This window comes from Kitasatospora sp. NPDC059146 (assembly GCF_042786665.1).
Classification (GTDB): Bacteria; Actinomycetota; Actinomycetes; order Streptomycetales; family Streptomycetaceae; genus Kitasatospora.
Genome location: NZ_JBHZCY010000095.1, coordinates 1 through 13,049, shown reverse-complemented (window position 1 = coordinate 13,049; position 13,049 = coordinate 1). Strand labels below are relative to the sequence as shown.

The 13,049-nt window shown below is 73.8% G+C and carries 7 protein-coding genes; all 7 read left to right on the top strand.

The annotated features are described in order from the left end of the window. Positions 1–342 precede the first annotated feature (342 nt). The 7 genes from ACFXPX_RS31175 to ACFXPX_RS31145 all read left to right on the top strand — a co-directional run bounded on the left by ACFXPX_RS31175 (position 343) and on the right by ACFXPX_RS31145 (position 13,000). Positions 343–3,276: a putative bifunctional diguanylate cyclase/phosphodiesterase gene (locus ACFXPX_RS31175; RefSeq protein ID WP_380529002.1), complete on the top strand. Its 2,934-nt coding sequence runs from the start codon at positions 343–345 to the stop codon at positions 3,274–3,276. A 329-nt stretch (positions 3,277–3,605) separates the two neighbouring features. After that, positions 3,606–5,453: an acetolactate synthase large subunit gene (locus ACFXPX_RS31170; RefSeq protein ID WP_380644182.1), complete on the top strand. Its 1,848-nt coding sequence runs from the start codon at positions 3,606–3,608 to the stop codon at positions 5,451–5,453. A gap of 35 nt (positions 5,454–5,488) precedes the next feature. Next, on the top strand, positions 5,489–6,013 hold the full coding sequence (gene ilvN / locus ACFXPX_RS31165) for an acetolactate synthase small subunit (RefSeq protein WP_097236150.1): 525 nt from the start codon (positions 5,489–5,491) through the stop codon (positions 6,011–6,013). Positions 6,014–6,118: 105 nt separating this feature from the next. Continuing rightward, complete coding sequence (gene ilvC, locus ACFXPX_RS31160; RefSeq protein ID WP_375891552.1) at positions 6,119–7,117, top strand: ketol-acid reductoisomerase; 999 nt, start codon at positions 6,119–6,121, stop codon at positions 7,115–7,117. A gap of 233 nt (positions 7,118–7,350) precedes the next feature. After that, positions 7,351–8,937 carry a phosphoglycerate dehydrogenase gene (gene serA / locus ACFXPX_RS31155; protein WP_375891560.1) on the top strand — a complete coding sequence of 529 codons (1,587 nt, stop codon included), beginning with the start codon at positions 7,351–7,353 and terminating at the stop codon, positions 8,935–8,937. A 290-nt stretch (positions 8,938–9,227) separates the two neighbouring features. Further along, complete coding sequence (locus ACFXPX_RS31150) at positions 9,228–9,389, top strand: hypothetical protein (RefSeq protein ID WP_380532377.1); 162 nt, start codon at positions 9,228–9,230, stop codon at positions 9,387–9,389. Positions 9,390–9,649: 260 nt separating this feature from the next. After that, positions 9,650–13,000: a S8 family serine peptidase gene (locus ACFXPX_RS31145; protein ID WP_380644181.1), complete on the top strand. Its 3,351-nt coding sequence runs from the start codon at positions 9,650–9,652 to the stop codon at positions 12,998–13,000. Positions 13,001–13,049 lie beyond the last annotated feature (49 nt).

Sequence of the window (13,049 nt, the reverse complement as noted above, 5' to 3'; positions counted from 1 at the left end):
ATCGGGTGCCTTTCCCCGCTCTGTCGCCATTACTCTAAGTTGAGTGTGCGTGTCATTGAGTGACGGAATTGGTGTAGGGTCCCGACCGGGAGCATCGGTGCGGTGCGGTGGCCGGACGGCCGCCCACCCCCTGGGCCGCCGTCCCGACGGGGCGCCAGGCCACCGCGTACGGTCGAGAGGTGCGCGGCCGGTGGTCCGTGGCCGGGGCGCCAGGCCCCGGGCCGGAGGGGGAGAGGCCGAGTGAGCTCCACCGATACGGTGCTGCCCGGATCCGGACGACCGGGCGTGCCGCCCGCCGACACGTCCGCGCCCGAGCCGCCGGGGCCGGTCGGACGCGGTCCGCTGGGCCGGCTCCGGGAGAGCCGCTCGCTGCCCGGCCTGGTCCTCGGCGTGCTCTGCCTGGCCTATGCGCTGGGCGCCGCCACCAGCTGGGGATCCCACCAACTCGCCGCCTTCATGGGTGATTTCGGGCTCGCCGCGGCGGCCCTCGCGGCCGCGCTGTCCTGCCTGGTGTACGGCTGCACGGTCGCCGGCCACGCCCGCCCGGCCTGGCTGCTGTTCGGCCTCTCCTCGCTCATGGTGGCCTTCGGCAACGGCACCTGGGGCTGGTACGAGGTGGTCGTGCGCACCGCGCTGCCGCAGAACTCGCTCGCCCCGTACGCCTTCCTGCTGTTCGCCCCGCTCGCCATCACCGGCGTGCTGGTGCTCGCCCAGCACCCGCGGACGGCGGCCGGCTGGCTGTGCCTGCTGCTCGACGGCTGGCTGATCGCCGGCTCGCTGTTCACCCTCAGCTGGAGCCTGGCGCTCGGCCGGATCGCGGCCGGCGAGGACGGCTCCCCGCTGCGGCTGGCCCTCAATCTGGCCTACCCGGTGCTGGACATCCTGCTGGTCAGCCTGGTGGTGGGACTGCGCTTCGGCGGCCGGGACGGCAACCGGGCCGCGGTGCACACCGCGATGATCGCGCTCGCCGTCACGGTCATCTGCGACGCCCTGTTCACCTCCCCGGAGCTGCACAGCAACTACCATTCCGGCGAACTGCTGGACGCCGGCTGGTTCTCCGGCAGCCTGCTGCTCGCGTGGGCGCCGTGGTCCTCGCGCTGGCGCCGCCCGCTGCGCGAGCACCCCTCGGCCGGCGGCCTGCCGCGCCGCCGGGTGGCCACCACCTTCAGTGCGCTCACGCCCTACGCGGCGGCCGCGGTGTGCACCGCCGGAATCCTCTACAACGCCCTCGGCGGACGGCAGTTGGACCGCGTGGTGGCCGCGGCCGCGTGCACCGTCGGGCTGGCACTGATCCTCAGGCAAGGCGTCATGCTGCTCGACAACCTCTCGCTGGCCCAGGAACTCGCCCACAAGGAGTCGCACTTCCGCTCCCTGGTGCAGGGGTCCAGCGACGTCATCATGATCGCCGGGGCCAACGGCGTGCTCTCGTACGTCTCCCCGGCGGCGCTCGGCGTCTACGGGCGGGACCCGGAGGAACTGGTCGGCGGCAACCTGCTGGACCTGGTCCACCCCGAGGACGTGGACCGGGTGCTCGCCGAGGTCCGCCGCTACCTCGCGCGGGTGCGGCTGGCCGCCCACCGCACCCCGGGCACGGTCGAGCCCTCGGCCCGGGTGGAGTGCCGGATCAGCTCCGGGATCGGGGAGTGGCTGCACGTCGAGTCGACCGTCAGCCGGCACCGCGACGGGCTGCTGCTGAACAGCCGGGACGTCACCGAACGCGTCATGCTCCAGGCCCAGTTGCAGCACAACGCCTTCCACGACCCGCTCACCGACCTGCCCAACCGGGCGTTGTTCGCCCAGCGGCTGCGCGGCGCCCTCGGCACCCGCGGCCAGCAGGGCGGGACGGGCGCCGGCATCGCGGTGCTCTTCCTCGACCTGGACGGCTTCAAGGCGGTCAACGACACCGCCGGCCACCAGGTCGGGGACGAGCTGCTGGTGCAGGCGGCCCGCCGGCTGCAGGGCGCCGTCCGCTGCGGGGACACCGTGGCCCGGTTCGGCGGCGACGAGTTCGCCGCGCTGGTCTGCGGCCCGCTCGGCCGGCTCCAGGTCCAGGAACTGGCCGAGCGGCTGCGGGTCGCGCTCTCCGAGCCGTACTGGATCGGCGGCGTCGAACTCGGCGTCGCCGCCAGCATCGGCATCGCCTTCGGCACCCCCGAACGCGGCCCGGCCGCCGACCCCAGGGCCGCCGCCGACGAGCTGATGCGCAACGCCGACCTGGCGATGTACCGGGCCAAGTCCGAGGGCAAGGGCCGGGTGGTGCTCTACGCCCCCGCGATGCGGGCCGACCTGGAGCGCCGCTCCGAGCTGGAGGAACGGCTGCGGGTGGCCGTCCGGGAGGGCGGCTTCACCCTGCTCCACCAGCCCGTGGTGGACCTGACCAGCGGCGCGGTGACCGCCGTCGAGGCCCAGGCCCGCTGGCGTTCGGCGGGCGGGCTGCTGCTCACCCCGGCCGAGTTCATGCGCTCGGCCGAGCACGGCGACGCGGCCACCCGGTTCTCCCGCTGGCTGGTGCACGAGGCGGTGGCGGCCGCGGCCGACCGCCGCGACCCGGCCGGCCGGCGCCCCGGCGCCCCGGCGCCCGTCCCGGTGGCCGTCCGGCTCTCGATCGAGCGGCTCTGCTCGCCCGGCCTGTACGAGACGGTGGCCGCGGCGCTGCGCGACAGCGGGCTGCCGGCCGGCGAGCTGGTGATCGAGGTGGCCCGGATGGGCCCGGACCCGCTCGCGGACGAGCTCGGCCGCCGGCTGGCCGCGCTGCGCAGACTCGGCGTCTCCACCTGGCTGGCCGGCTACGGCGCGGGCAGCGGCTCGCTGGGGGCGCTCGCCCGACTGCCGCTGGACGGGCTCAAGCTGGACCGCACGCTGGTCCAGGACCTGGGCGAGTCCGGGCTCAGCCGCACCCTGGCCGGGCACGCCCTGCGGCTCGGCCGGGACCTCGGGATGGCCACCGCCGCCGAGGGGGTGGACCTGCCCCGGCAGGTCGCCGCCCTCCAGGAGCTGGGCTGCCGGTTCGGCCAGGGCTCGGCCTTCGCCCCGCCGCTGGACGAGACCCGGCTGCGCCGGGCGCTGGCCCGCCGCGGCTACCCGCTGCCCAAGCCGCTCGGCACGCTCTCCGCCCGCCGCGGCTACCTGGCCGCGGACACCCGGACGGGTGGCCGCCCGGACGCCCAGGGGGGCCGTGCCGTACCCCACCACGGGGCCCCCGACCTGCCCGAACACCGGGCCGTGACCGGTCCGGGAGCCGGTCCGCATGGCGAGACGGTCATCCCACCTGCTTGACACGCCACCCCGGACGGGAGGAAGGTCGTTGCCATGCGCACCCGAATTCTCGTACTTGGCGGGCGCGTCGGCTGAGTGGGCTCGCAAGCCCCGCTCGTGACAGACCGACGCGCCACCCCTCGCATGCCCTTGGGCACGAGGGGTTTTTTGTTGCACTGACGCTGTTCCAACCGCAAGACCCCTGGCCCCGACCGCCCCGAGACGTCCGACTCGTCGGAATCGGCGGGACGATTGAGGCAGAGCCGGCGATCGGCCCGGACCGGGACCCCACCCTCGCAGCACCGGGGCCCGCAGCACCGGGCCGGCAAAACCCGAGAAGAGACAGGCAGATGACCGAGCACGCCGCATCCCCCCGCCGCGGGGACACCCCGGCCGCCCAGGCTCCCCAGCACGTCGCCGAGACCATGACCGGCGCCCAGTCGCTCATCCGCTCGCTCGAGGCCGTGGGTGCCGACACCGTCTTCGGCATCCCGGGCGGGGCCATCCTCCCCGCGTACGACCCGCTGATGGACTCGGTCAAGGTGCGCCACATCCTGGTCCGGCACGAGCAGGGCGCCGGTCACGCCGCCACCGGGTACGCCCAGGCCACCGGCCGGGTCGGGGTCTGCATGGCCACCTCCGGCCCCGGTGCCACCAACCTGGTCACCCCGATCGCCGACGCGTACATGGACTCCGTGCCGATCGTCGCGATCACCGGCCAGGTCGCCTCCAAGGCGATCGGCACCGACGCCTTCCAGGAGGCGGACATCTGCGGCATCACGATGCCGATCACCAAGCACAACTACCTGGTCACCGATCCGGCCGAGATCCCCCGGGTGATCGCCGAGGCCTTCCACATCGCCGCCACCGGCCGCCCCGGCCCGGTCCTGGTCGACATCGCCAAGGACGCCCTCCAGGCCACCACCACCTTCCGCTGGCCGGTCGAGACCGCGCTGCCCGGCTACCGCCCGGTCACCAAGCCGCACGCCAAGCAGATCCGCGAGGCCGCGAAGCTGCTGGTCGGCAGCAAGCGCCCGGTGCTCTACGTCGGCGGCGGCGTGCTCAAGGCGAACGCCACCGCCGAGCTGCGGATCCTCGCCGAGCTGACCGGCGCCCCGGTCGTCACCACCCTGATGGCCCTCGGCGCCTTCCCGGACAGCCACCCCCAGCACCTGGGCATGCCCGGCATGCACGGCTCCGTCCCGGCCGTCACCGCGCTGCAGAAGTCGGACCTGCTGTTCACCCTCGGCGCCCGCTTCGACGACCGGGTCACCGGCAAGCTGGACAGCTTCGCCCCGTACGCCAAGATCGTGCACGCGGACATCGACCCGGCCGAGATCGGCAAGAACCGCCCGGCGGACGTGCCGATCGTCGGCGACGCCCGCGAGGTGCTGGCCGACCTGATCGTCGCCGTCCAGGCCGAGTTCGACGCCGGCCACAAGGGCGACTACGCCGAGTGGTGGGAGAAGCTCGACGCGTGGAAGAAGACCTACCCGCTGGGCTTCGAGCCGGCCCCGGACGGCCAGCTCTCCCCGCAGCAGGTCATCGAGCGGATCGGCCAACTGGTCGGCCCGGAGGCGATCTACGCGGCGGGCGTCGGCCAGCACCAGATGTGGAGCTCGCAGTACATCCGCTTCGAGAAGCCCGGCACCTGGCTCAACTCCGGCGGCGCCGGCACCATGGGCTACGCCGTCCCGGCGGCGATGGGCGCCAAGGCGGGCCGCCCGGAGTCCGCGGTCTGGGCCATCGACGGCGACGGCTGCTTCCAGATGACCAACCAGGAGCTGGTCACCTGCGCCCTGAACGACATCCCGATCAAGGTCGCGGTCATCAACAACGGCTCGCTGGGCATGGTCCGGCAGTGGCAGACGCTGTTCTACAACCAGCGCTACTCCAACACCGTGCTGCACTCCGGCCCGGAGCACGACGGCATCGCGCCGCCGGCCCAGGGCACCCGGATCCCCGACTTCGTCCTGCTGTCCGAGGCGATGGGCTGCGTCGGCCTGCGCTGCGAGCGCCCCGAGGACCTGGACGCGGTCATCCGGCAGGCGATGGAGATCAACGACCGCCCGGTGGTCATCGACTTCATCGTCCACCAGGACGCGATGGTGTGGCCGATGGTCGCGGCCGGCACCAGCAACGACGAGATCCAGTTCGCCAAGGGCGTCCGGCCCGACTTCGGCGACGACCTCGACTGACGGCCCCTGACACCCCGGAACGACTGAGGAACCACATGTCCAAGCACACCCTCTCCGTCCTGGTCGAGAACAAGCCCGGCGTGCTCGCCCGCATCGCCGCGCTGTTCTCCCGTCGGGGCTTCAACATCGACTCCCTCGCCGTCGGCCCGACCGAGCACCCGGACGTGTCCCGGATGACGATCGTGGTCAACGTCGAGGACCTCCCGCTGGAACAGGTCACCAAGCAGCTCAACAAGCTCGTGAACGTGATAAAGATCGTCGAACTCGACCAGGCCGCTGCGATCCAGCGGGAACTGGTCCTGGTGAAGGTCCGCGCCGACAACGAGACCCGGTCGCAGATCGTCGAGATCGTCCAGCTGTTCCGTGCCAAGACCGTCGACGTGTCGCCGGAAGCGGTGACCATCGAGGCCACCGGCAGCTCGGACAAGCTGGAGGCCATGCTCCGGATGCTGGAGCCTTACGGCATCAAGGAGTTGGTCCAGTCCGGCCTGGTCGCCATCGGCCGCGGCGCGCGTTCCATCACGGACCGCTCGCTGCGCGCCCTCGACCGCAGCGCCTGACCCCAGCGCTGTCTCACCTTCTGAAGTAAACGACCGCACCGCGCCGGGTGCGCATACGGTAGGAAACCGCGTACCCGGCACCAACACGCAAGGAGATGTGCCCCCGTGGCCGAGCTGTTCTACGAAGACGACGCCGACCTGTCCATCATCCAGGGCCGCAAGGTCGCGGTCATCGGCTACGGCAGCCAGGGCCACGCCCACGCGCTGTCCCTGCGCGACTCCGGCGCCGACGTCCGGGTCGGCCTCAAGCCGGAGTCCAAGTCCCGCGCCAAGGCCGAGGAGGCCGGCCTGCGCGTGGTCACCCCCGCCGAGGCCGCGGCCGAGGCCGACGTCATCATGATCCTGGTGCCGGACCCGATCCAGGCCGACGTCTACGAGGCCGACATCGCGCCGCACCTGAAGGCGGGCGACGCCCTGTTCTTCGGGCACGGCCTGAACATCCGCTTCGGCTTCATCAAGCCCCCGGCGGACGTCGACGTCTGCATGGTCGCCCCGAAGGGCCCGGGCCACCTGGTCCGCCGCCAGTACGAGGAGGGCCGCGGCGTCCCCGCGATCGTCGCGGTCGAGCAGGACGCCTCGGGCAAGGCCTTCGACCTCGCGCTGTCCTACGCCAAGGGCCTGGGCGCCACCAAGGCCGGCGTCATCAAGACCACCTTCACCGAGGAGACCGAGACCGACCTGTTCGGTGAGCAGGCCGTCCTCTGCGGTGGCACCGCAGCCCTGGTGAAGGCCGGGTTCGAGACCCTGGTCGAGGCCGGCTACCAGCCGGAGATCGCCTACTTCGAGTGCCTGCACGAGCTCAAGCTGATCGTCGACCTGATGTACGAGGGCGGCCTGGAGAAGATGCGCTGGTCGGTCTCCGAGACCGCCGAGTGGGGCGACTACGTCACCGGCCCGCGCATCATCACCGCCGACACCAAGGCCGAGATGAAGAAGGTCCTGGCCGAGATCCAGGACGGCACCTTCGCCAAGACCTGGATCGCCGAGTACAAGGCGGGTCTGCCCAAGTACAACGAGTACAAGAAGGCCGACGAGGACCACCTGCTGGAGACCACCGGCAAGAAGCTCCGCTCGCTGATGAGCTGGGTCAACGAGAAGGCCTGAGCCTTTTCGTCCCGTATTTTGTAACTTCCTTGTACAAGTAGGCTGCTCTCGTCCGGGTGATTTCGCCGGACGGGAGCAGCCTGGTACCCAGCCCGTCGATACACTCCCGAGTGCGCGTCAGGCCCACAGCGTCGTGCGTCTACCTACGCGGCCATGCCACCTTCCCCGCCCTCACACGCCACCTACGTGCGCCGGGGAACCGGACAGTTAAGGACAACACTGTCGTGAGCACTGTGACCTCCAAGAGCGCCGTCGTACTGATCGCCGAAGAGCTGTCGCCCGCCACCGTCGACGCCCTCGGCCCCGACTTCGAGATCCGCCACTGCAACGGCGCCGACCGCACCGAGCTGCTCACCGCGATCGCCGACGTGGACGCGATCCTGATCCGCTCCGCCACCAAGGTCGACGCCGAGGCGCTGGCCGTCGCCCGCAAGCTCAAGGTGGTCGCCCGGGCCGGCGTCGGCCTGGACAACGTGGACGTGGCCGCCGCCACCAAGGCCGGCGTGATGGTCGTGAACGCGCCGACCTCCAACATCGTCACCGCCGCCGAGCTCGCCTGCGGCCTGCTGATCTCCGTCGCCCGCAACATCGCCCCGGCCAACGCGGCGCTCAAGCAGGGCGAGTGGAAGCGCAACAAGTACACCGGCGTCGAGCTGAGCGAGAAGACCCTCGGCGTGGTCGGCCTCGGCCGGATCGGTGTCCTGGTCGCCCAGCGGATGTCCGCGTTCGGGATGAAGATCGTCGCGTACGACCCCTACATCCAGGCCGCCCGGGCCGCCCAGATGGGCGTCAAGCTGGTCTCGCTGGAGGAGCTGCTGGAGGTCTCGGACTTCATCACCGTCCACCTCCCCAAGACCCCCGAGACGATCGGCCTGATCGGCGACGAGGCGCTGCACAAGGTCAAGCCGAGCGTGCGCATCGTCAACGCCGCCCGCGGCGGCATCGTGGACGAGGAGGCGCTCGCCGCCGCCCTGCGCGAGGGCCGGGTGGCCGGCGCGGGCCTGGACGTCTACGCCAAGGAGCCGTGCACCGACTCCCCGCTGTTCGCCTTCGACAACGTGGTCGCCACCCCGCACCTGGGCGCCTCCACCGACGAGGCACAGGAGAAGGCCGGCATCGCGGTCGCCAGGTCGGTGCGCCTGGCGCTGGCCGGCGAGCTGGTACCGGACGCCGTCAACGTCCAGGGTGGCGTGATCGCCGAGGACGTGCGCCCGGGCCTGCCGCTGGCCGAGAAGCTCGGCCGGATCTTCACCGCGCTGGCCGGCGAGGTGGCCGTCCGGCTGGACGTCGAGGTCCGCGGCGAGATCACCCAGCACGACGTGAAGGTGCTCGAACTGTCCGCGCTCAAGGGCGTGTTCGAGGACGTCGTGGCGGAGACGGTGTCCTACGTCAACGCCCCGCTGTTCGCCCAGGAGCGCGGCGTCGAGGTCCGCCTGACCACCTCCAGCGAGAGCGCCGAGCACCGCAACGTGATCACCGTGCGCGGCACGCTCGGCAACGGCGAGGAGATCGCCATCTCCGGCACGCTGGCCGGCCCCAAGCAGGCCCAGAAGATCGTCGGCGTGGACACCTTCGACGTCGACGTGGCGCTCACCGACCACATGGCCTTCTTCAAGTACGAGGACCGCCCCGGCGTGGTCGGCGTGCTCGGCCGCCACCTCGGTGACGCGGGCATCAACATCGCGGGCATGCAGGTCGCCCGGGACGGCGGCAGCGCGCTCGCCTCGATCACCGTGGACAGCGAGATCCCGCAGGACGTGCTGACGGCGATCGCCGCCGAGATCGGCGCCCGCTTCGCGCGCTCGGTCGACCTGGGCTGACCCCCGTACTGGTCTGACCAGGGCCCGGACCGCCGTTCCATCGGCGGTCCGGGCCCTGGTGCGTTCCCCCGGGTGACAGCCGTCTCAGATACTAGGAAATCCAAGTATTCGTGCAGACACGGCCGGGGCGGGGTCGTACCGTGGAAGGGCCATACGGTGTGCCGCCCCTGTAGCCAGGGTGTGCGGCCCGTGTGCGCGTGCGCCCCCACGGGCAGGCGACCCCTGCCCCCGCGCGTACCTCTCCCACCCCCTGCCGCGCTTGCCCGCGCGCCGCTTCCAAGGAGCCCGGTATGCCCACCACCGCCGACCGCCACGCCACCCCCGCCCCCGCCGCCACCCCCGTCCGCGCCCCGCGCCGCCGCCGGGCCAGCGAGCGGAACCCCTTCGCCGCCGCCGCGCTGCAGCGTTCGCTGGACCGCCGGGACAACGGCGGCGCCACCGGGCACAGCTGAGCGCGGCCGCGGCCGGCCGGTGCCGCCGGTCGGTGCCACCGACCGGACCGCCGATCGGCGTTGATCGGCCTACTGAGCCGACCGGGCTGACGCCGCGTCACTCCATCGGGTGCGAACCGGACCCGTTCGAGGGAAGGCGCTCGCGCCCGTCATCGCGATCATCCTAATTTGGGGCCCCCGGAAGGGTGATCGACGTCCGCGTGGGCGGGCGTCTGCGACACGGCGTGCGGATCAGTCCCCCTCCCGGGGGAGAGCCACCAGTGCGTCTGCCACCCGTCCGCCGACCGGTCGCCCGGATCGGCCTCACCCTGGTCCTGCTGGCCGCCGGAGCTGCGCTCGCCGCCACCCCGGCCGCGGGCGGACCGCCCAGCGCCGGGCCACCCAGCGCAGGACCACCGGGCCGGACGGCCTCCGTCCTGCTCGAACTCGACACCGAGGCGGCCGGACCGGCCTGGCGCAGCGCCGCCGACGGCGCCCGGCGGGCCCGGCGCTCGCCGGACGCCGTCCGCCGGGAGGCCGCCCGGGCGGGCGCCGCCCAGCGCTCCCGGGCCGGGGACGCGCTCGACCGGCTGGCCGGGGCCGTCCACCGGTCGGCGCCCGCCGCCCGCGAGCTCTACCGCACCCGCACCCTGCTCACCGGCCTGGCGGTCAGCCTCCCCGCCGACCGGCTGCCCGCCCTGCGGGCGCTGCCCGGCGTCCGGGCCGTCCACCCGATCGTGAACAAGCAGCGCGACAACGCCTACTCCGTCCCGCTGACCGGAGCCCCCCAGGTCTGGTCGGGCGACACCGCGCCGGACGGGAACACCGGCCGGGGCGTACGGATCGGCATCATCGACAGCGGCATCGACTACACCCACGCCGACTTCGGCGGCCCCGGCACCGAGGAGGCCTTCCGCTCCGTCGAGCGCGGCAAGCCCGCCCCGGCCGCGCTGTTCCCCAACGCCAAGGTGGTCGGCGGCAAGGACCTGGTCGGCGACGACTACAACCCCGACCCGGCCGCCCCCAACCACCAGCCGGTGCCGCACCCCAGCGACAACCCGCTGGACTGCGTGCGCAACGGGCACGGCACCCACGTCGCCGGGACGGCCGCCGGGTACGGCGTCACCGCCGACGGCCACCCGTACGCCGGCCCGTACCGGCCCGGGCTCGACCCGGCCTCGTTCCGGATCGGCCCCGGCGCCGCCCCCGGCGCGCAGCTCTACGCGATCCGGGTGTTCGGCTGCGACGGCTCCACCGACCGGCTCGCCCAGGCCCTCGACGTGGCCGCCGACCCGAACGGCGACGGCGACCTCGGCGACCGGCTCGACGTGGTCAACCTGTCGCTCGGCAGCCGCTTCGGCAGCCCCGACGACGCCGACGCGCTGGCCGTCGACCGGCTCGCCGAACTGGGCACCGTGGTGGTCGCGGCGGCCGGCAACGAGGGCGACGTGTACGGCATCGGCGGCAGCCCCGGCACGGCCGTGCGGGCGGTCACCGTCGCCGCCTCCGTGCACGGGCACGCCGACGTGGACGGCATCACCGTGCTCGCCCCCGCCGCGCAGGCCGGGGTCGTCCCCGGCCACTGGAGCGAGCGCTACCAGGGCTGGAGCACCACCGAGGTGACCGGCGGGCTCGCCGTGCCCGCCGACCAGGCGGACGGCTGCACCGAGTTCAGCGCGGCCGACCAGCAGCGCCTCAAGGGCCGGATCGCGGTGCTCACCTGGAACACCCGCGACCCCGACCGGGCCTGCAACTCCGGCCCGCGGGCCGACCACGCCGCCGACGCCGGGGCGATCGGCGCGCTCTACGCCGCGGACAGCGACCACCTGGCCGAGATCTCCGGCAACGACCGGATCCCGGCCGTCCTGCTCGGCCGCGCGGACGGCGAACGGCTGGTGAAGGCCGCCGCCGACGGCGACGTCCGGGTCCGGCTCGCCGCGCCCGGCAATCCGCTGCACGGCTCCGTCGCGCGGAACCAGCCGGCCCGGGTCGACACCCTCACCGACTTCACCTCCCGGGGCATCGGCCTGCCCGGCGTGGTCAAGCCCGACCTCGCCGCCCCCGGGGAGACCATCTGGTCCGCCCTGGTCGGCAGCGGCACCGGCGGCCAGCGCGAGAACGGCACCTCGATGGCCACCCCGCACGTCGCCGGACTGGCCGCGCTGGTCCGCGCCGCCCACCCGGACTGGCCGGTCGAGCAGGTCAAGGCCGCCCTGATGAACACCAGCACGGACACCTACCTGGGCGACGACCGCAGCGGGCCGGTCTACGGCCCCGAGCGCACCGGCGCCGGGCGGGCCCGGGTCGACGGAGCGGTCCGCACCCCGGTGGTGGCCTACGCGGCGGGGGAGGGCGCGGCGCCGGGCGGCGTCGGGGTCTCCTACGGGCCGGTCGAGGTCGGCGGGCCGACCGCCCTGGTCCGCGAGATCGAGCTGGCCAACCACGCGTCCGCGCCGCTGAGTTACCGCACCGGCTACGCGGCCGCCACCGAACTGCCGGGCGCCGCCTTCGAGGTGAGCCCGGCGCGGGTGGAGGTGCCGGCCGGCGGCACCGCGCGGGTGCGGGTCACGCTGTCCGTCCCGGGGCGGCTGGGGCGCACGCCCGATCCGACCATCGACACCGAGCAGGGCGGCCGGGCCCGCAGCTACCGGGGCGAGCTGTCCGGCCGCGTGCTGCTCAGCCCGGTCACCGACGGGGCCCTGCCGCAGCTGCGGGTCCCGGTGTTCGCCGCCCCGCGCCCCACCGGCGACCTCGGCGTCACCGCCTCCGCCCGGACCCCCCGGGACGGCACCCTGGTCACCCTCGGCGGCAGCGCCGCGCCGGGCGCGGCACCCGGACTGGTCAGCGCCTTCGCCCTCGGCGGCGAGGGCGCCCGCTGGCCGGACTGCCGACCCGGCGACGGCAAGGCCGTCGGCCCCGGCGCGGGCGTCCGGCCCGAGGACGCCGGGGAGTCGGCCGAGCCGCCCCAGGAACTCTGCGTCGAACACCCCGGCGACCGGGTCGCGGACCTGCGGGCCGTCGGCGCGGCCGCCGACTCCGACCTGCTGTACGTGGGAGCCCGGCTGTGGGCCCCCGCGGCCACCCCGGTCGGGCTGTACGGGGTGCGGGTGTCGCTGGACACCGACGGGGACGGCGTCACCGACGTGATCCTCAAGGCCGACCGGCTGCGCGGCAGCGACGTCCTGGTCTCCCGGGCCCTGGACGCCCGCACCGGCGCCGAACTCGACGTCCAGCCGCTGAACGCCCGCTGGGGCGACACCGACACCGAGCTGCTGGACAGCGACGTGGTGGTGCTCCCGGTCCGGCTGGGCGCCCTGCCCGGCGTCGGGCCCGGCCACAGCACCGTCCGGTACGGGGGCTGGACCGGCGTGGCCGCCTCCGGCACGCCCGACCCGGCCGACTCCTTCTCCTCGATCGGCCTGCGCGGCACCCGTCCGACCGTCCCGCTGGACGTCCTGCACCCGGCCCTCACCGTGCGGTCCGGCCTCGCCGGTCCGGTCGCGATGGTCACCCCGGCGGGCCCCGGCACCTTCCTCGACGTGCACCGCGCGCCCGGCGACGGCTCCCGGCTCCTGCTGCTCTACCACCTCAACCCGGCGGACCGCCGGGCCCAGGTGCTCGACCTGCCGTGACCTGACGTCAGGGCCCGAGGGGCGGCCCGCCGGGACCCCCGGCCGGCCC